This window comes from Gilliamella sp. wkB108 (assembly GCF_001690195.1).
Lineage (GTDB): Bacteria > Pseudomonadota > Gammaproteobacteria > Enterobacterales > Orbaceae > Gilliamella > Gilliamella apicola_L.
This window is the reverse complement of record NZ_LZGM01000117.1, coordinates 1-25,510: the sequence shown is the minus strand read 5'-3', so window position 1 is coordinate 25,510 and position 25,510 is coordinate 1. Positions and strand designations below refer to the sequence as shown.

Annotated in this window: 21 protein-coding genes; 1 reads left to right on the top strand and 20 read right to left on the bottom strand. The window is 34.5% G+C overall.

Features of this window, described 5'->3' with window-relative positions; genetic code table 11:
• Positions 1–126: 126 nt before the first annotated feature.
• The gene (locus tag A9G11_RS12410) at positions 127–1,527 is read left to right on the top strand and encodes an MFS transporter (protein WP_065619913.1); all 1,401 of its coding nucleotides are present in this window, start codon (positions 127–129) and stop codon (positions 1,525–1,527) included.
• Positions 1,528–1,769: 242 nt separating this feature from the next.
• Here A9G11_RS12410 and A9G11_RS12405 read toward each other — a convergent pair whose 3' ends face one another.
• From A9G11_RS12405 to A9G11_RS12315, 20 genes are all read right to left on the bottom strand, one after another.
• Positions 1,770–3,551, bottom strand: a complete 1,782-nt coding sequence (locus tag A9G11_RS12405) for a DEAD/DEAH family ATP-dependent RNA helicase (RefSeq protein WP_081298571.1) — start codon at positions 3,549–3,551, stop codon at positions 1,770–1,772.
• A gap of 394 nt (positions 3,552–3,945) precedes the next feature.
• Positions 3,946–4,797: a lipoprotein NlpI gene (gene nlpI / locus A9G11_RS12400; RefSeq protein WP_065619912.1), complete on the bottom strand. Its 852-nt coding sequence runs from the start codon at positions 4,795–4,797 to the stop codon at positions 3,946–3,948.
• 24 nt (positions 4,798–4,821) lie between these two features.
• Complete coding sequence (gene pnp / locus A9G11_RS12395) at positions 4,822–6,936, bottom strand: polyribonucleotide nucleotidyltransferase (RefSeq protein ID WP_065619911.1); 2,115 nt, start codon at positions 6,934–6,936, stop codon at positions 4,822–4,824.
• A 315-nt stretch (positions 6,937–7,251) separates the two neighbouring features.
• Entirely contained in the window at positions 7,252–7,521 is a 270-nt protein-coding gene (gene rpsO, locus A9G11_RS12390; protein ID WP_065619910.1) for a 30S ribosomal protein S15, read from the bottom strand.
• A 148-nt stretch (positions 7,522–7,669) separates the two neighbouring features.
• Positions 7,670–8,593 (bottom strand): LysR family transcriptional regulator, encoded by a 924-nt coding sequence (locus tag A9G11_RS12385; RefSeq protein ID WP_065619909.1) that lies wholly within the window; start codon positions 8,591–8,593, stop codon positions 7,670–7,672.
• A gap of 85 nt (positions 8,594–8,678) precedes the next feature.
• On the bottom strand, positions 8,679–9,431 hold the full coding sequence (locus A9G11_RS12380) for a TSUP family transporter (RefSeq protein WP_065619908.1): 753 nt from the start codon (positions 9,429–9,431) through the stop codon (positions 8,679–8,681).
• A complete protein-coding gene (aroC, locus tag A9G11_RS12375) occupies positions 9,428–10,501 on the bottom strand; it encodes a chorismate synthase (protein ID WP_065619907.1) in 1,074 nt (357 codons plus the stop codon). Before aroC ends, A9G11_RS12380 begins: the two co-directional genes overlap by 4 nt.
• Before the next feature lie 14 nt (positions 10,502–10,515).
• Complete coding sequence (prmB, locus tag A9G11_RS12370; protein WP_065619906.1) at positions 10,516–11,421, bottom strand: 50S ribosomal protein L3 N(5)-glutamine methyltransferase; 906 nt, start codon at positions 11,419–11,421, stop codon at positions 10,516–10,518.
• Positions 11,422–12,013: 592 nt separating this feature from the next.
• Positions 12,014–12,346 carry a tail fiber assembly protein gene (locus tag A9G11_RS12365; protein WP_065619905.1) on the bottom strand — a complete coding sequence of 111 codons (333 nt, stop codon included), beginning with the start codon at positions 12,344–12,346 and terminating at the stop codon, positions 12,014–12,016.
• A gap of 1 nt (position 12,347) precedes the next feature.
• On the bottom strand, positions 12,348–13,730 hold the full coding sequence (locus tag A9G11_RS12360; RefSeq protein ID WP_065619904.1) for a hypothetical protein: 1,383 nt from the start codon (positions 13,728–13,730) through the stop codon (positions 12,348–12,350).
• Positions 13,731–14,521: 791 nt separating this feature from the next.
• Positions 14,522–14,773 (bottom strand): hypothetical protein, encoded by a 252-nt coding sequence (locus A9G11_RS12355; protein ID WP_065619903.1) that lies wholly within the window; start codon positions 14,771–14,773, stop codon positions 14,522–14,524.
• 76 nt (positions 14,774–14,849) lie between these two features.
• Positions 14,850–14,975, bottom strand: a complete 126-nt coding sequence (locus A9G11_RS14710; protein WP_255308548.1) for a hypothetical protein — start codon at positions 14,973–14,975, stop codon at positions 14,850–14,852.
• Between the two features lie 21 nt (positions 14,976–14,996).
• Positions 14,997–15,329: a tail fiber assembly protein gene (locus A9G11_RS12350; RefSeq protein ID WP_065619902.1), complete on the bottom strand. Its 333-nt coding sequence runs from the start codon at positions 15,327–15,329 to the stop codon at positions 14,997–14,999.
• 1 nt (position 15,330) lies between these two features.
• Complete coding sequence (locus A9G11_RS14640) at positions 15,331–17,049, bottom strand: hypothetical protein (RefSeq protein WP_065619901.1); 1,719 nt, start codon at positions 17,047–17,049, stop codon at positions 15,331–15,333.
• Between the two features lie 45 nt (positions 17,050–17,094).
• Positions 17,095–20,895: a TipJ family phage tail tip protein gene (gene gpJ, locus A9G11_RS12340; protein ID WP_065619900.1), complete on the bottom strand. Its 3,801-nt coding sequence runs from the start codon at positions 20,893–20,895 to the stop codon at positions 17,095–17,097.
• Between the two features lie 7 nt (positions 20,896–20,902).
• Entirely contained in the window at positions 20,903–21,520 is a 618-nt protein-coding gene (locus A9G11_RS12335) for a tail assembly protein (protein WP_065619899.1), read from the bottom strand.
• The gene (locus A9G11_RS12330; protein ID WP_065619898.1) at positions 21,510–22,232 is read right to left on the bottom strand and encodes a C40 family peptidase; all 723 of its coding nucleotides are present in this window, start codon (positions 22,230–22,232) and stop codon (positions 21,510–21,512) included. Before A9G11_RS12330 ends, A9G11_RS12335 begins: the two co-directional genes overlap by 11 nt.
• Before the next feature lies 1 nt (position 22,233).
• Entirely contained in the window at positions 22,234–22,968 is a 735-nt protein-coding gene (locus A9G11_RS12325) for a phage minor tail protein L (RefSeq protein WP_065619897.1), read from the bottom strand.
• Positions 22,969–23,030: 62 nt separating this feature from the next.
• Positions 23,031–23,372, bottom strand: a complete 342-nt coding sequence (locus A9G11_RS12320; RefSeq protein ID WP_065619896.1) for a phage tail protein — start codon at positions 23,370–23,372, stop codon at positions 23,031–23,033.
• Positions 23,373–23,586: 214 nt separating this feature from the next.
• Complete coding sequence (locus A9G11_RS12315; RefSeq protein WP_065619895.1) at positions 23,587–25,293, bottom strand: phage tail tape measure protein; 1,707 nt, start codon at positions 25,291–25,293, stop codon at positions 23,587–23,589.
• Positions 25,294–25,510: the final 217 nt, after the last annotated feature.

The window sequence follows — 25,510 nt, the reverse complement described above, 5'->3', positions numbered from 1 at the left end:
ATCAAGATAAAAGTACAAAATTCACCATACAAAACTTAATCTATTCCGTTTAAATTTAATTTATTAACTTAAAATAGCTTTGCTATATAATGAATTGACTTTTCTGACTTTGGTAATTATTTTTTTATGTCTTCCTATAATCACGTTCGTAAAATAGCCATTTTAGTTGCTGCTACCTTTTTCATGGAAAACTTAGATGCAACAGTAATAACTACTGCGATGCCTGATATGGCGAAATCATTCTTGGTTAATCCACAAGATCTGTCTATCGGAATTAGTGCCTATATGCTAGCTTTAGCGATAGGATTACCTGCCAGTGGTTGGTTAGCCAATCGTTTTACTGCAAAACGTATTTTCATTATTTCAATTATTTTATTTATGCTAGCCTCACTACTATGCGCCCTTTCAAATAATCTCACCACCTTCACCTTAGCAAGATTATTACAAGGATTAAGTGGATCGTTAATGGTGCCAGTTGGTCGAACTGTGGTATTAAGTCGAACAGAAAAAAAACACCTAGTTAATACAATATCAATTTTAGTCTGGCCAGGGTTAATTGCACCAGTAATGGGGCCGGTGATCGGTGGTTTTTTTGCACAATATCTCTCATGGCATTGGATTTTTTTACTTAATATCCCGCTTGGGATTATAGCGATGTTTTTTGCTTTACGACTTCTACCTAAAGAGCTACCACAAAAACATTTATTTGATTGGATTGGTTTTATCTGTTCTGGTACTGGTTTATTGCTTTTTGTTTATGGATTAGAAATGATCTCGCACTCACAAAAAAGTCTCTGGTTAAGTTTATTAATAACATTTATCGGTTGTGGCATTATTACTGTGGCTATTTACCATTTACAGCATACACCAAACCCATTAGTACGTTTGCATGCTTTTTCCAAACGTACATTTAAAACGACATTTTTAGGTGGTTCACTATTTCGAATTGCACTTTGTAGCGCACCATTTATTTTACCCCTTATGTTTCAAGTTGCATTTGGTTGGTCTCCAATTAAAGCTGGTACATTATTACTTTCGTTGTTCGCTGGTAATATCATTATAAAATTAATCACTACACCCTTGATTCATAAATTTGGATTTCGCAATATTCTAATTATTAATGGGCTACTGGTCTCAATCAGTTTTATTTTATGTGCCTTTTTCACCAAGCAGACACCGATTGTCTGGATTATCATCACACTCTTTTTTTCTGGTGGAGTCCGTTCAATACAATTTACCACTTTAAATACAATGGGATTTTCTGAAATAGAAAAAAATGAAGTTCAAAGCGCCAACATTCTATCAACGATTGCTCAGCAAATTAATAATGTATTAGGTATTGTCTTAGGTGCATTGTTTCTATTCATTTCAGCGCTTTATCATGGACATAATAAAACTGCATTAACAATTGAAGATTTTAAACTGGCATTGCTAATTATTGCCAGCTTGACAATTTTAGCTTTAATCGATTTTATTACCTTACCAAAAGGTGTTGGTGATCATGTTCGTGAACAAAACAGAGGGTAAAAATCCTACGCATTTATAAAAAAGAAAAATTAAAATTGGCGATTTGTTAGATAACTATTTGCACGTGTTAATAAAACAGCGGTAATACTGGAAGTATGTTAAATAAGGCTTGCTAGTTATTGTCTGTCTGACAATTTTAGCTTTAGACAAGTCTATTACTTTATCACGAGGCGTTTTAGATCATGACTATGAGCAAAACAGAGGGTAAAAAATTCCTCTGCCGATATAGCAGAGGAACAGACTTAAAATTGTGGAGCAGAAGAACGACCACTTCCGGCTGGTCGACCACGTTTTTTAGGCATAGGACTAGTGCCTGTTTCAGATTTATTACTTCTACGACCACGTTTAGATTCAGACGAACCTGTTACTAAACTCATTTTCATAGGTTGATTAAGTACTCTAACCTTTTCAAAATGTTTTAATATGTCTTTTGGCATCCCTTTGGGCAATTCAACTGTTGAATAGGTTTCATAGAGTTTAATATTACCAATATAACGGCTACTAATATCCGCTTCATTAGCGATAGCACCAACGATATGACGAACTTCAATACCATTTTCTTTACCAACCTCGATACGATACATATCCATTTCACCAACATCACGACGCTCACGGCGTTTAGGTGTTTCTCGGTTATCTCCTCGTAATCTTCGTTCGCCACTGCGACTATCACGATCACGTGATTCCCGTGACGGTTTGAATACTGGATCGGGAGGAAGAATTAAAGGTCGTTCTCCTTGTGCCAACTTTAATAAGCCAGTCGCAATAGTTTCCAGATCGGCACCACAATTTGCCTGTATTTGTGCTAACAATGTTTGATATTGATCTAAATCACTGCTTTCTAGTTGCTTTTGAACTTGCTCAGTAAATTTAGCTAAACGACGTTTTTCCAACAACTCTTTTGAAGGTAACCCAACTTCAGGTATTGGTTTTTTAATTGTTTGCTCAATATTTTTAAGCAGACGGCGTTCACGGCTATCGACAAACAAAATAGCACGACCAGCACGACCAGCTCGCCCAGTTCGACCGATACGATGAACATAAGATTCTGAATCTAACGTAATATCATAATTAATAACTAAACTAATACGTTCGACATCTAAACCACGCGCAGCCACATCGGTAGCAATTAAGATATCTAATCGACCATTACGTAGACGATCTAAAGTTTGTTCTCGTAATTGTTGGGTCATATCACCATTTAAGGCTGCACAACTATAACCATGCTTTTCAAGTACTTCAGCTACATCTAGAGTTGCAGTTTTAGTGCGGACAAAAATAATAGCTGCATCAAAATCTTCTGCTTCTAGAAAACGGATAACCGCTTCATTTTTCCGCATACCTCGTACCAACCAGTAGCTCTGATCAATATCTGGTGCCGTTTGATTGGTCGCTTTAATCTGAACTTCTTTAGGGTTATGCATAAATCGTTTAGTAATACGACGGATTGGTGCTGGCATAGTTGCTGAAAATAAAGCAGTTTGATGATCGTCGGGAATCGTGGCCATAATACTCTCAACATCATCAATAAAGCCCATTCTTAACATTTCATCCGCTTCATCAAGCACTAAACCTTTTAAATTAGAAAGATCTAATGTTTTACGATTTAAGTGATCAAGTAAACGACCCGGCGTACCCACCACAATTTGAGGACCTTGCTTCAAAGCCCGGAGTTGTACATCATAACGTTGTCCACCATAAAGCGGTAATACTTTTAACCCTTTCATATATTTTGAATATTCGCTACATGCGTCAGCAACCTGAATAGCTAGTTCACGTGTTGGAGCTAAAACTAAAAGCTGTGGAGCTTTTAAATTTATATCAATATTCATTAAAAATGGAATTGAAAACGCAGCTGTTTTTCCACTACCTGTTTGTGCCATACCCAGTACATCATTTCCTGCTAATAATAGAGGAATACATTCAGACTGGATTGGTGATGGTTTGCTAAAACCAAGATCATTTAGAGCATTAAGAATTTCCTCGGATAAACCAAGGTCCATAAAAGAAACTTCTGTTGTCATGTAAACTCGCTTATAAAAACTAAATGTATATAAACTTTATTATTCGAATTGCAATACTATTGATATCCGTCACTAGCATGAATGAATTATTACTAAGTATAACTTAGTAACTTATTTTATTTTTTTGCTTTTCAAATGAAAGAAAGTGTATATGAATATAATGCCAGCTCACTAAATTGAAAATTTACAACTCACCCCAATAACTAACTGCCGAAATTGAGTTAATTGAAAATAAGATATGAAAATTACGTAGATACAGAAACCTGCTCTTGATTAATCACATCAAAGATAAAATCAACTAACTATATTTTTCCAATAATTGGAGAATATATTATCGGCAAATCAGAACTACGCTATAACAATATTTTCACTTTTAAAACTGGCATGACCCTTGTTACTTTTCCTCAAGTAACTTCATTTCGTAAAGTGCCTGTTGATGTTCAACAAAGTTATAAATATTATTAGCTAAAGCATATTTAAATAACATTTTGGCACGCTCTATGTCACCTTTATTTTGGTAGTATTTACCTAAATAAAAGTACGTTTCACAAAGGCGTTCGGCTAACTGCCGATTACTTTCAACACCTTTTTGAAGATTCTGCATTAATTTAGACTCACTAACCTTGCCTAAATAAAATGCGATAATATCAGCGCTATAAATCGTTTTATCATTCATTAGATTATAACGTTTTTCTAGCATTTTTAAGGCGGCTTTTTTATTTGTTTCTTTCTCAATCAAATAAAGCCATAAAATTCTAATAGGTTCATTCACATCATATTGATAAAACTTCAGAGCATCTTGTTCAGCTGATTGGTAATGTCCTGTACGATATGATGCAATTGCCCGATTTAAATAAGCATAAGCATAAGCACCATCAAGTTCTAATGTTGTATTAAATGACATAAAAGCAGCATCAAAATCACCTTCTCTTAATGCATAAGTTCCTAAGAAATTATACACATCAGGAATTTCAGGATTAAAACTCAATAGATGAGAAAAATCACTTTGTGCAAAAGCTTTAAAACCTAAAGAATCATAAACGATACCACGTTCAAATATAAGTTGCATACGGGTTAACGTATCAATATCTTTACGTGATAATTGCTGGCTGATCTGAGCAATTTTCAATTCATCTTCATATGAAACTTGTTCAGGAACAGCAAGCAAAGGCAGAGAACTAGAACAACCTGATAACAGAATAACAGCTAATAAAAAGCATACAACCCTCAGGTTGAATAGTCTCATTTTGAACTCCTAGTGAATAACATCTTATTCCGCAGTAGAAGCAAATTCAGTAGCAGATTCTACTGCATCTTTCATACTTAAACGAATTCGACCTTGGCGATCAATTTCGAGTACTTTAACATTTACTTCTTGCCCAACTTTCAGGTAATCAGCAACTTTTTCAACACGATGATCAGCTATTTGAGAAACGTGAACAAGTCCCTCTTTTCCACCAATAATAGAAACAAATGCACCGAAATCAACTATTCTTGTTACTTTACCTTGATAAATTTTACCAATTTCTACATCAGCAACTAAATTATTAATACGATTCATAGCATCTTTAGCTTTATTACCGTCAGATGCTGCAATTTTTACTGTACCATCGTCAGTAATTTCAATCGTTGTTCCTGTTTCTTCAGTTAATGCACGAATAGTTGCGCCACCTTTACCAATGATATCACGAATTTTTTCAGGGTTTACATTCATAGTGTACATACGTGGTGCAAATTCTGAAATTTCTTGACGTGGCTTATTAATCGCTTGTTCCATAACACCTAAAATATGTAAACGTGCGCTTTTAGCTTGATTTAATGCCACTTGCATTATTTCTTTGGTAATACCTTCAATCTTAATATCCATTTGCAATGCACTTACACCTTCACGAGTACCTGCAACCTTGAAGTCCATATCACCAAGATGATCTTCATCACCTAAAATATCAGATAATACAACAAAATCATCACCTTCCTTTACCAGTCCCATTGCAATACCCGCAACGGATGACTTAATTGGTACACCGGCATCCATAAGCGCAAGCGAAGCTCCACAAACCGACGCCATTGAAGATGATCCATTAGATTCTGTAATTTCAGATACTACACGAACAGTATATGGAAACTCTTCGCGACTAGGCATTACTGCAGCAACACCACGCTTAGCTAGACGACCATGACCAATTTCACGGCGTTTTGGTGAGCCAACCATACCTGTTTCACCCACAGAATATGGAGGAAAATTATAATGCAATAAAAATCGTTCAGTATATTCACCAGTTAACTCATCAATAATTTGTGCATCACGTTCAGTACCTAATGTTGCGGTAACTAATGCTTGAGTTTCACCTCGAGTAAATAACGCACTACCATGTGTTCTTGGCAATAGACCTGTACGGATATCAAGCGCTCGGATCATATCTTTTTCACGACCATCAATACGTGGTTCCCCTGCAATAACACGCTTACGTACAATCTGACTTTCCAATGCTACAATCATGTTGATCACTTCATTTTCATCAAGTTCTTCATCTTGTGCTTTTAAGGTAGTTAAAACTTCATCTTTGATTAAATCGATCTGTTCATAACGTGCAGTTTTTTCAGTGATACGATAAGCTTCGCCTAAACGGTCTTTAGCCAATTCAGTAACGGCATTATATAATGCTTCATTTTTGGCTGGTGCAACCCAATCCCATTTTTGACAATTTGATTTAGCTACAAATTCATTAATATTATCAATCACAACTTGTTGTTGTTCATGACCTAATACTACCGCAGCCAACATCTGATCTTCTGTTAATAGATCGGCTTCAGATTCTACCATTAATACAGCGCTTTTAGTACCAGCAACAACTAAATCTAAACGACTATTGGCAAGCTCTTTGACTGATGGATTTAGTACAAACTCTCCATTTATAAATCCTACTCGCGCAGCCCCAATTGGTCCGTGGAATGGAACACCTGATAAACAAAGAGCAGCCGAAGCACCAATCATTGCAACAATATCTGGACTAACATCAGGATTTACAGACACTACCGTTGCAATAATTTGGATTTCATTAACGAATCCTTCAGGAAATAGTGGGCGTAACGGGCGATCGATTAAACGGGCAATTAGTGTCTCGCCTTCACTTGGGCGTCCTTCTCGTTTAAAAAAACCACCAGGAATACGACCGGCAGCATAGCTACGCTCTTGATAATTGACTGTTAAAGGGAAAAAGTCTTGACCTTCTTTAACCTTTTTATTAGCAACTACGGTTACAAATACCGAAGTATCATCCATATTAACCATAACAGCTGCAGTGGCTTGACGAGCCATAACACCCGTTTTTAGTGTTACTTTATGACGACCATATTGAAATTCTTGATTTACCGGATTAAACAAAATAATCTCCTCTTGTTATTAAATATGTTGAAGTTTGCTATTTCGACAGAAAGCCGTTTTTAAACTGAACTCATTGATAATCACTTCAACAATGTGGGGGTACTCAACAAAAGATTATTTCACTGTCACGACTAATGACAAATCTATAATTTATAGAGCTCTCATTAGTCGCGCGAAACATGAGATACAATCTTTTATTTTGTCGACTTACTTATAAACTATTAATTTACTTTTTTTCGAACTCATTATTATATCAGAGACCTGATTTTTCACAACGAAAAAGAGGCCTAAGCCCCTTTTCAAGTAGATTAATAATTAGCGACGTAAACCTAGTCTCTGAATTAATTGGTTATAACGTTCAATATCTTTACGACGTAAATAATCTAATAATTTACGACGACTAGATACCATGCGTAATAAACCACGACGGCTATGATGATCTTTTTTATGCTCAGAAAAATGACTTTGTAAATCATTAATACGAGCAGTTAAAAGTGCAACTTGAACTTCAGTTGAACCTGTATCATTTGTACCGCGACCATATTCAGCGACAATTTTCGCTTTTGCTTCTACAGTTAGAGACATAATAAACCTCTTAAAATAAAAATTAAAAATGAAGTGACCAATCTCTAATTCAGACACTCCTCGGCATTCATACAATATATGATGAATTGGGCGCAATTATACTGGAATTTACTAAAATAGCAATTTGATTTATCTCATAATACAAGACTTACTTAAGCTGAAAGCCATATTCTTCCTGAATCAATTTTTTTAATGCCTCAATATAATTCTGTGCTGACATGCTTAATTGAGCTTTTTGCGATGTGATCCAACCAATTAGTATTTTTTCTTCAACATCTAACGGAATAGATAAAATATCAGAGCCATTTAAATCAGTACTCAAAACCCCGGTACTAATGGTAAAACCATTCAATCCATGAAGTAAATTGAATAGTGTAGCTCGGTCACTAACATGAATACTCTTTTTATGGTAAACAGTACTTAAAATCTCTTCTGAGAAATAAAACGAATTATATTCCCCTTGTTCAAAAGATAAATAAGGGTAATCTTCCAAATCATTTAACGTTAGCGATTTCATTGATGCTAAAGGATGATTGGTACTAATAAATACATGAGGATGAGCTTCAAATAACGGATTAAAGGTTAACCGATGCTCTTTAAGCAAGCGTAAAATCACTTTCTGATTAAAATCAGTTAAATATAAAATACCTACTTCGCTACGTAAATTAGCTACATCGGTAATAATATCGTAAGTTTTGGTTTCTCTTAGAGTAAATTCATATTCATCAGTATGGTTTTTTTTTATAAGATTCACAAATGCGTTTACGGCAAAAGCATAATGTTGTGTAGAAATACTGCATAACTGTTTGGAAGGTTCTTTTTTAGAATAGTGTTGTTCTAATAACTCTGCTTGATCTAAAACCTGCTTAGCATATCCAAGAAACTCAACACCATCAGTCGAAAGCGAAACGCCTTTAGAAGTCCGTACAAAAATCTCAATACCAAATTCTGCCTCGAGATCTTTTACCGCTGTAGACAAACTAGGTTGAGTAATATATAAATTTTTAGCAGCTTCATTAATCGAACCTGAGCGGGCAATCTCTAAAATATAACGTAGCTGTTGAAGTTTCATACTAATGGCTAAATTACTTAAATAGTGTTGTAATTATCTAATAAATTATTATTTCATCCAACAAAATAAATAACGATCTACATGTTTAAAAAAAATTCTCATAAATCAACTTAATACTCATAATAGTAGATACAGTAATTAACATAGGTCTAATCAATTTACGACCTTTGGCAATAACCATCTTAGCACCAAGCCTAGCGCCAATAAATTGACCAACTAACATAACCAGTCCAATTGCCCAAACAACCTCTCCCCCAACAATAAAAAAAAGTAACCCAGCAAAATTGGAAGTGAAATTTAATACTTTCGTGTGAGCTGTTGCTTTAGTTAAATTAAAGCCTGCAAGGGTAATATAGGCTAAAGCATAAAACGAACCCGCACCTGGACCAAAAAAACCGTCATAAAAACCGATAGTCAAAGCGGGAATGAGGGCAAATTGTAATATGGATAAACGACTTTTACGATCATTTTCACCTATGGTAGGCGAGAGTAAAAAATAGAGACCAACACTAATGGTTAATATTGGTAATAATAATTTTAAAAAATCAGCTTTAATATGCATTACACATAAAGTGCCTAAACCTGAACCAATAAAAGCAAATACAATCGCCCATTTTTGTTGTTTCAGATCAACCATTCGTTGGCGAATAAAATAGAGACTGGCGGAGAATGATCCTCCACAACTTTGCAACTTATTAGTCGCTAACGCACTCGCTGGTGGTAATCCCACAGCCAGCAAAGCTGGTACCGTTAATAATCCACCGCCTCCAGCAATTGAATCAATAAAACCGGCCAAAGTAGCAATGGCAAAAAGTAAAACTAACAGTTCATAATTCATAACTGATTTACATCACCACATTGCGCACGATAACGCAGATAATGATCCATAATAACAATAGCTACCATTGCTTCGGCTATTGGCACCGCTCTAATTCCAACACAAGGATCATGCCGTCCATGTGTAGAAACATCTACCGATTCACCATAAATATTAATTGATTTACCGGTTATTTCAATGCTTGGTGTTGGTTTTAGCGCAATGCTAGCTAAAATAGTTTGACCTGAACTAATTCCACCTAAAATACCGCCGGCATGGTTAGATAAAAAACCTTGTTTAGATATCTCGTCACGATTTTCACTACCACGTTTATTAATAACAGCAAAACCATCACCAATCTCAACACCCTTTACTGCGTTAATACTCATAAGTGCATGAGCAAGTTCTGCATCTAATTTATCAAAAACAGGTTCACCAAGTCCTACAGGTACATTTTCAGCAACTATACAGACCTTCGCTCCGATGGAATCCCCTTCTTTTTTCAATGATCGCAATAGTTGATCAAGCGCTTCTATTTTACTTTCATCAGCACAAAAAAATGGATTTTTTTCAACTTGCTCCCAATCTTTAAGTTGGCACTCTATCTCTCCCATTTGAGCTAAATAGCCACGAATAGAGATACCGAGTTTTTCTTGTAAATACTTTTTAGCAATTGCACCAGCAGCAACTCGCATCGCTGTCTCACGTGCAGATGAACGCCCACCACCCCGATAATCACGAATACCATATTTTTTTTGATAAGTATAATCGGCATGGCTTGGTCGAAAAACATCTTTGATTTGGCTATAATCTTGCGAACGCTGATCGGTATTTTCAATTAACAAACCGATACTGGTACCTGTGGTAACTCCTTCAAAAACTCCTGATAATATTTTTACCTGATCAGCTTCACGGCGTTGGGTTGTATAACGTGAAGATCCTGGGCGACGGCGATCAAGATCACGTTGCATATCTGATTCTGTCAAAGCAAGACCTGGAGGAACTCCATCAACAATACAACCTAATGCAATACCATGAGATTCACCAAATGTAGTAACTTTAAATAGGTTACCAATTGAATTTCCAGACATATATTTCGTTCCAATTATTGAAAACTATTCATAAAAAAGTGTCGATATTTAACAAGTTCTTCGCAGGTTATAGAAAATACTCCAAGACCACCACGCTTAAATTCGATCCAATTAAAAGGTACATCAGGATACTGTTCTTGTAAACTCACCCAACTATTACCCACTTCACAAACTAACACACCTTGAGGGGTCAAATAGTCTACAGCATCAATTAAAATTCGTTTTACTAAATCTAATCCATCAACTCCAGCTTCCAACGCCAATTTTGGCTCATATAGAAATTCATCAGGCAGATCACTCATATCTTCATTATCAACATATGGTGGATTTGAAACAATCAAATCATATTGTTTTTTTTCTAAATCATTAAATAGATCAGATAATATTGGGGTAACTTGAAATGCCATTTCATGCAGGTCTATATTAGTTTGAGCAACGTCAAGAGCATCTAAAGAAATATCGGTAATATCAACTTGCGCATCGGGAAAAGCATAAGCACAGGCTATACCTATACAACCACTACCTGTACATAAATCCAAAATATTTTTTGGGTTAGATGACAATAACTGTTTGAAATGATTTTCAATTAATTCACCAATGGGTGAACGAGGAATTAATACACGTTCATCCACATAATAACTCTGTCCACAAAACCAAGCTTGATTAGTTAAATATGGTGTTGGAACACGGTCTTTAATACGTTTTTGGATAATATCAAACAATTGATGTTTTTCATCATTGGTCAGGTTAGCTAAATAAAATTCAGGGGGAATAAACAATGATAGTCCAAGTGTAGCTAAAATAAGTTGCTTAGCTTCATCAATAGGATTATCGGTACCATGCCCTAAATAAATATCTGATAGACTAAATTGCGAAGTTGTCCAGCGAATAAAATCCTGAACTGTTCGTAAGTTTTCCATAATAACTCCAAATGATCGAGGAGAGGCAGGTACTACGCATCATTTATAGCGACTTATCTAAAGAAGGTATTGCCAAAATAACACCCAACGTTAATCTTAACAACATTTTTAGAACCTAACGGCTCTGAGTCTTTGAAGATTCAATATAAATGGCGGTGAGGAAGTCCGCAATAAATATACATCGACCAATACCAATACGCTACTCACTCGATACCATAATTAAAATCATAATAACAGATTTAATAAACAAATATGTTAATTGGACTAGATATTATCAAAATAATTTAATTTTTCCAATTGATAATATAATTTAAAACCACCTCACATAACAATGATATCCAATAGTAAAAAACTGATAATGTAATGAGACCACATTACAGTTCGTTTAATATAGAATGAACTAATATGATTAATCCCTATCAAATAAACGAGCTACAAAAAAGTCGATAGTAAAATTTAAAAATATGACTCAAAAAAATGAGCCATTTTTGAAGGGATTATTTTGCTAAAAAATAATTCAGATTGCTAAAAGAGATTAGCTATCTGAATCAGCATTGCTCATATTATTGACTAAATAATCTAAACGTTAAAATTATTCAGGTTTAGCAGGAAATATAACTTTAATATCTGATGTATCAACACGAGTGAGTAAAATGCGATATTTTTTCCACTGTTTTAGCTGTTCCTCTTCATTAGATTCTTGCATATCTAAATCAATGATATCTTGAAGGACAGCTATTTTTTCATTGGCTTTAGTTATTAATGCATTTTTCATAGTTTGATTTTGCGAGATAATTTGCTCATCAGATAAAACAATAGGTTCTGATTCAACAATTTTTAATTCACCATCAATTATTTTTAATGACTTACCGTCTTTATTGGCTTTAATAGCCATTTCCGCATATTCTTCGTTTGTAAATGTCATATTAATACCCTCTTACCGTCCATCTAATTAGCGTTGCACCAGGATTCGCCTCTGTGTACGAACATAGTATGAATGAATTGCAATTTATATTACCACACGCAAATCTGACCCATCCCCAAGGTCCACCATTTGAATATAGATCAACACTAACTCCATAGTTTTTTGTTTTCATTGGTTTTAATAGATTGATCGCCATAAATTTAATCTTTTGAATTTCATCTGTACCCGATAAAATCACACTTGATTGCTCAATAAACCCATTTGAATACACATTATACCAACTATCACCATTTTGATATGATTCAATAATGTAAATCGGTTCAGTACCTGCTATTTTGGGTTTTAAATCAAAATTAACTTGATTACCCACCTTGTAAATAGGTGCATTATTTGCACCAGTTTTTACGGCTGGTAACGCTCCTACAGTATCAGCGTTGGTGTTGTTTGTTGTCATAAACTCACACCATTGATTCCAGATATTTAGCCTACCTGACCGTGTTTTTACGCGGTTGCTGAGCAAATCTAATGCAATTTGAGCTGATTCGGATTTACTGTCTCCAGATTGAATTATTTCAGCAAAATCAAATGGCTTATTTCCAATGGTTGAATTATCAACGAAACCAAAACCATTTAATTGGAACGAATCGACGTCAGATAATAGATTTCTATTACCGATACCATGTTTTTTCAAATCTACAGTTGAAGCCCAGTTTTTGGCATCTAATGCAGATTGTTTAGCTTCTGTTGCTGATGTTTGCGCGCCTGTTTCTGCGGTTTTGGCTGATGTTGCGCTATTACCTGCATTTTTTGCTGATTGACTGGCTGAATCAGCAAATTTAGCGGCATTATCAGCACTGGTCTTAGCACTACTTTCACTGTTTTTTGCTGATTGACTGGCATTATTTGATAATTCAGCGTTTTTGATTGTAATTTCTGAAAAATTTTTACCTTTTTCGACTAGTTTTATTAATTCATCTTGAATTGAATATTGCGATTTTATTGTCACAATGCGACCGTCTGGTGCCGTTAATGTAACCTCGCCTTGACCTGTTAATACTGTTTGCCAACCCTCCATTTGTTGTTGATAGTAATTTAGCATCTCGGATATTAGCAATGCTAAATGTTCAACTGAAACATTAGGAGCAGTCGGGATCTCATAATTAACACCAGTTTTAGTCACTCCCGCGTATTTATTGGCTAATGTTAATTGTGTGTCAGATTGAACTGATGCTATTTCACAAATTTCTATTGTATCTTTTGTTTTTAGTATCAGCATTTGACCTGCACAAATCCCAATTAAAGGATTTGTCCATTTTGTACCAACGCCTGTTACTGTTTTACTGCCATTTGTTAGATTTACTGAACCTGTTGTATACCAAGACATATGTTTCCTCGAATTTAAGCGTAAAAAAACCATTACATAAGCGGTTTTTAAAATATCTATTAATTTTTAATCAGTAATAAAAATAATGTTTCGTGAGATGTAAAAACACCTCTAACTAGACTTGTTCCTATTACTATGTTCTCTTCTTTTTCCGTTGTTTAATGTTGAATGTAGGTAACGATAGATATTCTTTTATAGTTAATTTAGTGTTGACGATGAGTTATATAAAAAGTTAATTTTGTACGTTATGCCACAATTAATTCACAATCCGTACCAACCAGATAAACAAAATAGATACTGATTTTTGAATGTTATAAAAAAAGAGGATGTTAAATGGTGGGGGGTGGGGAATCGAACTCACAACAAATTAATCAAAAGTGACAAATATTTAGAGTTGAAAATAATTTGACTTATTAAAAAACAATGAAATGACAGGCTATCTATTCCTAATTAATGTGTATCTATTCATTACTTTTAGTTCATTTGGCATAACTTTCAGTACAAATCTATCTCACGACAATATCAACCATCAAATATTAGTTTATGATCAACAGAACTTACTAATTTTTTACAACATGATCACAATAAACTACACAATACCAATTTATATCAGAATGACGCCCGAAAATTAAGAGGTCTAATTACCGTACCATTACTACATTATCAATAGCGATGGCGATCATAATTATGTATTCTATCAAATTCAGAAAAAACTATATGATGTAGCAGATTTTGTGATGTTAGGTAATGCGGTAGAGTATGTGAAATTGAAAATTGATAGTATGAATTGATTATTCGCCGGTTGCGGTTGGTTCTACTGTTGTGTTTGGCATCGTCATTTTTGATGCTGCGAGAAACATCTCATCCCCCTGCTCGTCCGTTAAATTAAATAGCCGTTGCGCGGTCATAACAGGGAACGATGTACGGCTAAACTCTGATGCGGTCTCCCATGCTGTTTTTAAAATTATATTTTCATCTGATTTATCATCCAAATTATTAACATAATCATTAATCCAGTCATACATAGTTCTACCTGCATACATTGTAACCCTCAAAAATGCTAACATCTGAAATCTACTAATTTCCGTAGGAACCTTATTTTCGATTGCCGCGCGTTGTTCATCCTCTTATTGTTTTCGTCTCTTGTTCGGATATTTCAATTAATCCATTCCCTATAAAATCATATTGAGAGTCATCACCATCATATGAGAAAATTTGATTTTTATCTGTTTTATAATATTTCATTTGTACTCCTATTATATTGAATTACTCAGGTTTAGAGGGAAATACAACATTAATATCTGAGGTATCAGCACGAGTAACTAAAATTCGATATTTTTTCCATTGTTTTAATTGTTCCTCTTCATTAGATTCTTGCATATCTAAATCAATGATATCTTGTAAAATAGCTATTTTTTCGTTAGCTTCGTTTAATAGTGAATTTTTCATTACTTGATTTTGTGAGATAATTTGCTCATCAGATAAAGCAATAGGCTCTGATTCAACAATTTTTAATTCACCATCAATTATTTTTAATGACTTACCGTCTTTATTGGCTTTAATAGCCATTTCCGCATATTCTTCATTTGTATATGTCATATTAATACCCTCTTGCCGTCCAACGAACCCAACATTCACCAGCAATACTAGAATACGATGCGAGCCAAAACGCGGTGGTATATGATTCTGCCTGTGCGTACTCTGTTTGCGCCCATGGACCGCTATTAAATTTATCGATGCTAACTCCATAATTTTTCGTTTTCATTGGTTTTAATAAATTAATAAATGTTCCGCAAACAGAATTTACAGCGGTTGTCTTTATATTAATCGTTCCTGATTGCTCAATAAAACCATTTGAATACACTTTATACCAGCTATCGCCATTCTGATAGGATTCGACAATATAAGTCCTGTTGCCAATTTCGTTTAATTTGTTTTGTATCGCTGAAACATCAGTAATGACTGATTGTCCATTTACTGTTGGTGTTTGTGAGAAATCAACTTGATTACCTATCTTGTAAATAGGTGCATTATTATCACTTGTTTTTACGGCTGGTAACGCGCCAACAATATCGGCAGAGGCGTTCGCAGTTGTAATTGCCTCATACCATGCCTGTTTACCATCATTTTTGGTATCAGTACGATAATAAATTTTTGGGGTTCTTCCATTAATAACCGATAACTGCTCAACCTTCCAATGCGGGCTATCGCTTGGTAATACGAGTAGGGATGAAGCGCAGCCTTCACCTGTAAATGGTAAATTAGGAATTTTAGCGGTATTCGTCCCATAAAAACCACTATTTAGATGTTCATCCAGATTTTGAGCGGTAGTACCAGTTGGCGCACCGATGCCGTAATCACCTGTTTTCAATATTGATTTACCACCAATGGTCACATCACTGGTATTTTCAAAACGCCAAGCGTTACTACTGGACTCGTTACGAAATCGTGATGTCCATTTTCCGTCACTATTTTTATTAAAAATAGAAAATGAACCGTCTAAATGGATTCGCAACATCCACTCCTCATTTTTATTATTTTTCAGTGATACTGCTGACGAATCACTATTACTGATAGTGAGATTGCCTGACATCGTATCACCTGATTTTTTAACAAGTTCGGAAAAGTCTACTGTTGAAACCCAGTTTTTGGCATCTAATGCAGATTGTTTAGCTTCTGTTGCTGATGTTTGTGCGCCTGTTTCTGCGGTTTTGGCTGAGGTTGCGCTATTACCTGCATTTTTAGCCGATTGACTGGCTGAATCAGCAAATTTAGCGGCATTATCAGCGCTGGTCTTAGCACTGCTTTCGCTATCTTTTGCTGATTGACTGGCATTATTTGATAATTCAGCGTTTTGAATTGCAATTTCTGAAAAATTTTTACCTTTTTCGACTAGTTTTATTAATTCATTTTGAATTGAATATTGCGATTTTATTGTCACAATGCGACCGTCTGGTGCCGTTAATGTAACCTCACCTTGACCGGTTAATACTGTTTGCCAACCCTCCATTTGTTGTTGATAGTAATTTAGCATCTCGGATATTCGCAATGCTAAATGTTCAACTGAAACATTAGGAGCAGTCGGGATCTCATAATTAACGCCGGTTTTAGTCACTCCCTCGTATTTATTGGCTAATGTTAATTGTGTGTCAGATTGAACCGATGCTATTTCACAAATTTCTATTGTATCTGTTGTTTTTAGTATCAGCATTTGACCTGCACAAATCCCAATTAAAGGATTTGTCCATTTTGTGCCAACGCCTGTTACTGTTTTACTGCCATTTGTTAGATTTACTAAACCTGTTGTATACCAAGACATAAAATTTCCTTGAATTTTAATATGAAAAAACTTAAATAGTTATGATTAATCAATAAAACCCTCTGAATTATTCATTAATAATAATAAATTATTAATATTGAAATTAAGATAAATTGACCCTGAGATTCCTTGATTATCAATGAGCGATATATCAATTCTAGAACCGTTTTCAAAAGGAGGGATTGGAACACACAAGTTTTTCATGGAATTATTTTGGTTTATATCAAATGGATATTGATTGTTAAATAAAAAACACACACCTTTACGATCACCAAATTCAAACCTCTTAATTACATCCTTAAATTTAAGGTAGAAAGCAATATCAATATCATCAACAAAACAAAGAGTTTGCCAGTTCCCGTTGCCTTTGACACTCATCAAATATTGGTTATTATTTTCACTGTCCAATGTAACTATTTTTTTTAGCATTTTTGCTGACAAAATATTACCGTGGATCTGATTGACATTTAAAGTACCACGTATAGAGCAATTTTCATTAATTATAACATTATTAAGTTCACCTGATGTGGCTTTCAATTTTCCTGAAATATCGGCATTAACAGCTTTTAATTTTCCTTCGTTTTTTGACAATTGCCAACCTGAAACGCCTTCTTTAAAATTATCTGATTGAATAACATTACCAATTTTTGCGTTAGTGATAGATCCATTTCCAATAGCTGTATCTTTAATAATAACTTGATCACCATTAGTTGTGAAAATAACATTGGGGGTTCCACCTGCTCTATTCATAATTGAGAATCTATCTTGGAGAAAAATCACATTAGATTGAGTACCGGCAGATGTTTGTTCAACACCCATTGTCATGCCCGCAACATACTGTTGCCCTTTATTATCAACCTCAACTTTCATGGTTCGTTGCGCGGAGACTTTCCCATCCAAATTATTTACAGTCTTACTAACATCTGAAATTGATGTTGAGACATCTCCTACCTGTGTTGTAATGTTCTGAATTGATTGAGCCATAGCAGAGTTTTGCTCAGATGTAGTCTGCTTGAGTTCTGCTAAGTTACTATTTACATCACCAACTTTACTGGTAAGAGATTGAATGGATTTAGTAGTTGCAACGTTTTGCTCGGCGGTGGTTTGTTTTAATTCAGTTAAATTACTACTTACTGTGCCATATTTAGAATTAAGCTCTTTTAATGCAATAGCTGTCGCTTCTTTTTCAGTTAATAAAACCGAGTTGGTCTCTTTAATTTCTGCTGATAAGTTGCCATTTTCAAGTCTACGTTGCCTTGTTTCGGTATCAATTGCTAACGCATTTTCAATAATTGATTTTGCGTTTTCAATTGAACTAATAGTCGTTTTATCTACGGAATCAATGAGGGAATGCCAAGCATCAGTCTCTTTTATTTCCTCAAAAATATGATCGGTTAAATCATTGGTATTAGTACTAGAAATACCTCTTACCCATTCAGTCCAATCACTAACATTACCGATTTTATCGACTAACCGCGCTCGATAGAAAAACGTTTGACCTACCACTAGCCCTGTTTGTGAATAGTTACAACTTGGATAGGTGACATTAGTTAAGGACAACACATTTTCTTCATTTTCATGAGAAGAGTATTGGATTTCTGTATGACTGGTATCTCCACTGCCAATAGGAAATAACCAATTTAAATCAATGCCAAATACAACATTGTCTGTAGCATTGAAATTTACAGGTTTATCTGGTTTTCCTAATTTACCCTTGATATTTGTTGATTGAGAGTATCCCCAAGACGATGAAGTATCAACAGTATTAATCGCACGTACACGAACATCATAATTACCTGAATAAATACCATCAATGGTGAAACTTGTACCATTTGTGTGACCTATGTTGATCCAAGATGAGTTATCTTTTCTCCATTGCGCGACGTAATTTGTAGCTCCCTCAACAGCATCCCAAGTTACATTTAATGAAGCAACCGATAACCCTTGCGATATATAACTATTTTCTGAAATTATGATATTTTTAGGTGTAGTGACTGAACTTTGTGGTATTACTGTAATCGGTTTTGGCTCTATTCTTATCCCTTCATCAATGTATTTGAATTTATCGGGATCATGTTGAATAGCTGTTATTGTGAATTGCCCATTACCATTTGCTGATATTGATGTCACTCTAAAATATTGAATCGCAATATTATCACTATCTATGCACCAAACTGCACCTACAGCAGGTTCAACTTTGTAATTGGCTGAAACCGTAATTGTTTTTTTATCTGCACTAATGGATTTTATTGTTCTACTCTGTGCTGTTCCGTCAGGTAAATTGATAACCAGACGATCACCTGCATCATAATCCACTTCCCGATCTAATGTTATTTTTCGTCCTGCAACCTCATGAATACGTCCGCCGTTCTCCTTGCCTGAACGAGAGGGATCAGCAATACCAATAATTCTAGCCGGTAAAGGAATATAACCATCTAAACCAACCGAAAATGTAACAATGCCATCTTTTGCATTCGAAAGTAAAGCCCAACGCCCGCGCCTGTGTGCTTCTGCCTGAGAAGTACAACCAATCGCTGTTAATTTCATGACATTCACATCATATCGACGCATTAAATCATGATCCCAAACAGGCTCTACATCATCATTATAGTGATTATTAGGATCAGAATAGGATACTAAACAAGAGGTATAACGATTTTTATAAGAACCGCCAGAATAAGCAAAATCGCCAATTACATTTGATGGATGATAAATAAAATCAGGTTCATCTTGTGGCATATCTGCCGTTAAACATATTTGATCGTTACCCCAAAAAATAATGCCACGGAATGAAGCAACCAAATCTTTAAGTACTGTATAAGCGTCTTCTTGACTTTGTATATATTCATTACATGTAAATCTTGGCTCTTTACCTCCTTGACCATCTGATACCATTTGATCACAATATTGGCCTAATTGGTAAATTGACCATTTGTCCAACATGGCAGAACCAATTCTTAGTCCCATTCCTGCTATTTCATCTCGCATTAAATAATGAGCTATCCAGGCTGGATTATTCGTATAAGCCATTTTAAAACCACCTGTCCAAACACCTAAATAGGTACGGTTTATAGGATCGTAATTATCAGGAACAGGAATAGCTTTACCTTTTAACAAACAGCTTATTTTAGGTACAGAACCATTAAATTGACTTGCATCTAATTCGATATAAAGTAATGCGGTATTTGGATATCGCATTTTGCTATCTATCACTTCAGCATAGGAAGATACACCAAAGGCATTAATTAATTTACTCGATTTTGAATCAGGTGTTAATCGTCTGACGCGTATAGTCCAACCGTCTATCGCATTAGGTAAATTAATTCGGTGATCTCGTTGATACTCAGAGGTGGTTTTACCGTCAAATTTACCATTTACAACGGTTTCAAAAGCACTTCCATCTGTTGATAAATCAATAGAATATTGAGTTACAGTACCAACTGTATCGCCGTTATCTTTATATTGAACATGAGTTGGTAAGCTCAATTTAATTCTGATAGCATCAAGATCTAAATTAGAAAATGAACGTACCCATGGTTTGTCTTTTTTCACCACAAAATTAGCTCTTAATTCATTGCTAATTTCTGGTATACCTTGAATATAATCCTGAGGTTGGGAACCATTGCGAAATTCCCATTTGACACCTGTAAAATTATAAGAACCATCTTGATTAATTAACGGAGTGTTATCAATAAAAATATTTTGACCGGTTAAATCGCCTTGCACTTCTCCTTCACTTAATGCCAAAAGTACTTTGAGTTTAGCTGTTGAAAGCAAATTATCAGGTTGCTCATACGGATTGTGTTGCTTTTTTTTACCGCCTTTTTGACCTTCTATTAATTGCATAATTCACCTATTGTTGATCTTCTGAATAAATACCGGCATTAATCACGGCACCACCTATTTCACGCTCACCCAATAAAATTGGTACAGGATAACCAATCGCATTGGTATTAATCGGACCACCAAACCCATAGTTAGGTTTATTTTCTGTGCTTGATGACGTACCTACATTAAATTTAGGTTGAGGTGTAAGTAACTGAACTACGCCGCCAAGCATCATACTGATACCAATACCGGTTAAAATGGATGTTGCAGACATTGTGCCAGCAGTCATTGCTACACCCCATGCAGTTAGTGACATACCTGCTGTGAAAAATGCTGCCACCAAAGCAACGGCTCCTATGATGATTTGTAACATTCCATTTCTTTTAGAACCTTGCGTTACAGGCATGATCATATAATTTTCACCATTAGCATTAATATCGAATTCATCTATTCCGATATTTTTACCGTCAACAAAAAAAGCAAACTTGATACCCTTCATATGTGCCGAACACATGTATTTTTCAAAACCCTTTATCGTTGCGCATAACGCTCTTATAAGCTCTTTAATATTTTGCACATCATATTGATGATTTTTACCGAACTGTTTAGCCATGGCACCTTTAAACGTTAAATTACTTAGCATCAAATAACTCCTTATGTCTTACTATACGAACAGTTCTATCTCGAAAATATTTACCATAAGGTGTTCGTGAAGATAATTGACCATATAAATGGTGTAAAATGAGATTATCACCAACATAAATACCTGCATGATTGGTCACCGGTGCGCTAATACGCATCATAATTATATCCCCTACTTTCATTTCATCGAGGTTGACTTCAATAAATCCTTCAGAACGCCAATTATCATCATAAAGATCTTCCTTACCACTTTCCCACCATTCACTCGAGACAGAATAGTTTTTTAAACTAATGCCATGTTCTCGCTGGTAATAGTCCATGATTAAAGACCAACAATCAGCATGACCTAACAACCACTGGCGCCCGGTATAATCTCGATTTATTCGTGGTGAGATTGTACAAAAATCACCATCAGGATATGACATGATCCCCCATTCAATACCTGAGTAGTCACATTGAATACGATCAAACTCAGAGGGTATTAGTTTTGGTACATCCGGGTGAGAATGTATAATCATGATAATTTCACCCTGCTTTTCGGCTTCTAATTGTTCATCAGAAGAGATTAAGAAGTGTTCTGTCGGATTCTCTGATATGTTTTTACATGGTATATATTTTTGGGTTTTACCAGTATCAACAATCAAACCGCACGCCTCATTAGGATATTGGCTTTCAACATGTTTTTTAATTGAATCTAATAACTTTTGTCGCATATTATTTGCCTTGTAGATTAGCAGCAGGGAAACCACCATAAGGAAGAGGATTTTTGCCATATCTGGCTTTGCAATCTTTTAGCAGTCCCCCGCATTCGTCTTTAGCTGGGTCATCAGTTGGTAAACCTTCTTTGGTAAAATATTTATTACCGGCATAATCACAACCAGTACCACTTCGATACCAACCACGCATACACCATGTACAAACAGTGGTTATTTGCCTGGTCGGTAACTGTAGATTTTGAATATCAAAAGGTGAACATAATTCAAATTCAACCATCGTTTTATTTTCTAATGATTTATTATTGATAAAAAATAACTGAACTCGTTCTTGAGTCGGATCCGCTTGAGGATTACCATTTATCCAATTAGAAGAATCAAGGTATTTCGCCATTGTTGTATGAATTTTAACTTTAGCTTGAACTAAATCATCATAATCGAGGCAAAGTTTGGTGACTCTGTTATCTATATTTCCAACCGATAATTTTGGTGTAGGCTGAGCGCCTGTACTACTAAGTTCTATATCTTTGATTTCATAAGGATACGGTAGATATTCTTTACCCTGCCATTTAATAGACGGTAAATTTTCAGCAATGAATGAGTTCCAACCTTCCGGAGAAATATTAAGGGCATGAAATCTGAGTATCTCGTCAAGTCCAAACTTGGTTCCATCAACTTCTATAAGTTGTATTAATTGATTACCTTCAAGCGATTGTAAATCTTGTGTAATTGACATTTTTCTATCTCCACAAACAAAAAAACCACCTTAAGGTGGTTATTAAACGAATATTGTTATAATTAAGGTGAATAAGCTTGGATAAAAGTGAAGTTTAACTTTACCAGTTTATTTGTGATAAATTCAGACTTAATCGATTGGTTTTGAACTCTGTATAATTTATCTTCCCCCCAAGGATTTACCCATTTGAAAGATTTAATAATATGGTTATTCAAAAATTGTCTTAACTTAGCTACTTCATCAGAATTTCCCGTAAAAGATAACTCCCATGTTTCACTAGAATTATTGATTCCAGATGACCAAATCTGGGAATAACCATCATTAAATTTAGATTCGTTGGTACTCACTTGTTCACTTCCAGATGGAGAACTTTGTATTTTCCATTTAAATCTATCGACTGTCATATTCTCCCCTATTAATATAATTGTTTAAATTTTGATAGGTATATATAGTGTTTAATAACACTTAGGTTAGGTGTTTAATAAGAAATTCTTTTCTTTGATAAAAGAACTCATTGAAAAAAGTGCTTTATGATAGAAAATTAGAGGCTGTTATTATTTGTATTACTTTTCAAACCTTAAATAAAAAACATTCACTGAAAATCAATAAAAGATTTCATTATCTCATTGTTTTCATAACGTTATATAATTCTCCTCCTGGAGAAACGGATTTTTTAAATGTTTCATTTAGCTGTTTTTGAATAATAGCGCCAATCTGATTTTGAGCCGATTGGGCATTTACATTATCTGAATCAACCGAAGATTGGTTTTCTGATAGCATATTTACAGCAACATTAGCGTTAACATTTAAGTCATTAAATGACCGATTTGCCTGCCGATTAATTGCAACAGGAGTTGTATTTCCTACATCAACATAACCATCTTTATCAAAGGTATTTTCCTTGTCATTCATAAGAGCATAGAGATAATTAGTCCCTAAACGTTTTGTCGCCTCTTTAGTAAAGACAAATTCACCTTTATGTACAATTCCAGCAGGTTTATATTTATTGCCATAACCTGTAAAACCTCCTGGCTTATCGTTATATCCGACACCACCTCCAAGAGCATAACCTTGAATATAACCACCATCATAAGCACCTATATTCATCCACTTGAATACTGACCGAAAAGCCTGAAATATCACTAATTTCTGTATAATTTCAATAATATTGGCAATAATTGATTTGGTAAAATCCTTAAAATTTAACTTACCGGTATTAATAAATGTCAAAAGCATTCCTGTTAGTTGATTCATTGTATTGTTTGCGAAATCCTTTACCATGCCGGAGACATCTTGAGCTTTATTAAGAAATTCTTCTATACCTATTTTCAACCAATCCAACCAGTTGCCCTGATTCTTTTCTTCCTGCTCCCAACTTTGTTGTAATAGTTGTTTAGCTTCGGTATATCTTTTTGTAATATCAGTAAGTACTAATGGATCATGAACACCTTCTTTTTCTTTTTCTTCTTTTTGTTCAAGTGCTACTAATTGTGCTTTTCTATTTTCATTATTCAATGCTGCTTGGTTAACAGAATTATCAGTGTTGAATCTATCTATATACACTTGAAGAGTTTGGAGAGATTTTCCAACTATTGTTTTTGGATCATTGGTATCAGATTGAGATTGACTTGTCTTATTGACATTAGTGTCTGACCCCCAATTTTTTATCCAGTTAAATATCGAACTTAAGGCTTTAAACACTAATAATTTCTTTATGATTTCAAGGATATTTGTAATAATTGATTTGGCAAAATCCTTAAAATTTAACTTACCTGTATTAATAAACTTTAATAGCATACTGGTTAGATTTTTCATTGTATTATTTGCAAAATCTTTTACCATACCTGAGAGATCTTGAGCTTTTTTAAGATATTCTTCTATACCTGCTTTCAGCCAATCTAATAAATTGCCTTGTTTCTTATCTTCATGTTCCCAACTTTCCATTAATTTTTGTTTGGCAACTGTGTACTCTTTTGTAATATCAGCAAGTACCAATAGATCATTAACACCCTCTTTTGCTTTTTTTTCTTCTTGCTCAAGTTTTGTTAATTGTGCTTTTCTTTTAGCATTTTTGGATGCTGCTTGGTTAACAGAATTATCAACTTTAAATTTATCAATGTATACTTGAAGGTTTTTGAGTGTATTATCTACTAATACTTTTGAATTATTACTACTCAATTGATTTCGTTGAGATCTATTTAAAATTGCATAAACATTGGTAATTTTTATTAAGTTCTCTGTAATAGATTTTATTAACCTCGTTATATCAGTCATGCTTTTATTGTAACTATTAAAATTAGAGGATAATGTGTTATTTGTTGCCATATATTTACCTATAAATAATCAAGCCCCAGATATGGGTGGTAATTTTCTGAAATATATTTAGTTAATTAATTTTTCATAACGTATTTGTATGATTGAATAATTAATTCTTTCACTTATAAGCGATAACGATTTTGCATCATTTCACAATTAATAAGTGTTTTTAATTAAATATCAGTAGAATAGAAATAAAAAAATTGTTCTCTTATATAAATATAAA

Excerpts from the sequence above, each read along its gene's own strand:
- A9G11_RS12410 (WP_065619913.1), top strand. The coding sequence starts at position 127 with ATGTCTTCCTATAATCACGTTCGTAAAATAGCCATTTTAGTTGCTGCT.
- A9G11_RS12405 (WP_081298571.1), bottom strand. The coding sequence starts at position 3,551 with ATGACAACAGAAGTTTCTTTTATGGACCTTGGTTTATCCGAGGAAATT.
- nlpI (WP_065619912.1), bottom strand. The coding sequence starts at position 4,797 with ATGAGACTATTCAACCTGAGGGTTGTATGCTTTTTATTAGCTGTTATT.
- rpsO (WP_065619910.1), bottom strand. The coding sequence starts at position 7,521 with ATGTCTCTAACTGTAGAAGCAAAAGCGAAAATTGTCGCTGAATATGGT.
- A9G11_RS12385 (WP_065619909.1), bottom strand. The coding sequence starts at position 8,593 with ATGAAACTTCAACAGCTACGTTATATTTTAGAGATTGCCCGCTCAGGT.
- A9G11_RS12380 (WP_065619908.1), bottom strand. The coding sequence starts at position 9,431 with ATGAATTATGAACTGTTAGTTTTACTTTTTGCCATTGCTACTTTGGCC.
- aroC (WP_065619907.1), bottom strand. The coding sequence starts at position 10,501 with ATGTCTGGAAATTCAATTGGTAACCTATTTAAAGTTACTACATTTGGT.
- prmB (WP_065619906.1), bottom strand. The coding sequence starts at position 11,421 with ATGGAAAACTTACGAACAGTTCAGGATTTTATTCGCTGGACAACTTCG.
- A9G11_RS12365 (WP_065619905.1), bottom strand. The coding sequence starts at position 12,346 with ATGACATTTACAAACGAAGAATATGCGGAAATGGCTATTAAAGCCAAT.
- A9G11_RS12360 (WP_065619904.1), bottom strand. The coding sequence starts at position 13,730 with ATGTCTTGGTATACAACAGGTTCAGTAAATCTAACAAATGGCAGTAAA.
- A9G11_RS12355 (WP_065619903.1), bottom strand. The coding sequence starts at position 14,773 with ATGTATGCAGGTAGAACTATGTATGACTGGATTAATGATTATGTTAAT.
- A9G11_RS14710 (WP_255308548.1), bottom strand. The coding sequence starts at position 14,975 with ATGAAATATTATAAAACAGATAAAAATCAAATTTTCTCATATGATGGT.
- A9G11_RS12350 (WP_065619902.1), bottom strand. The coding sequence starts at position 15,329 with ATGACATATACAAATGAAGAATATGCGGAAATGGCTATTAAAGCCAAT.
- A9G11_RS14640 (WP_065619901.1), bottom strand. The coding sequence starts at position 17,049 with ATGTCTTGGTATACAACAGGTTTAGTAAATCTAACAAATGGCAGTAAA.
- gpJ (WP_065619900.1), bottom strand. The coding sequence starts at position 20,895 with ATGCAATTAATAGAAGGTCAAAAAGGCGGTAAAAAAAAGCAACACAAT.
- A9G11_RS12335 (WP_065619899.1), bottom strand. The coding sequence starts at position 21,520 with ATGCTAAGTAATTTAACGTTTAAAGGTGCCATGGCTAAACAGTTCGGT.
- A9G11_RS12330 (WP_065619898.1), bottom strand. The coding sequence starts at position 22,232 with ATGCGACAAAAGTTATTAGATTCAATTAAAAAACATGTTGAAAGCCAA.
- A9G11_RS12325 (WP_065619897.1), bottom strand. The coding sequence starts at position 22,968 with ATGTCAATTACACAAGATTTACAATCGCTTGAAGGTAATCAATTAATA.
- A9G11_RS12320 (WP_065619896.1), bottom strand. The coding sequence starts at position 23,372 with ATGACAGTCGATAGATTTAAATGGAAAATACAAAGTTCTCCATCTGGA.
- A9G11_RS12315 (WP_065619895.1), bottom strand. The coding sequence starts at position 25,293 with ATGGCAACAAATAACACATTATCCTCTAATTTTAATAGTTACAATAAA.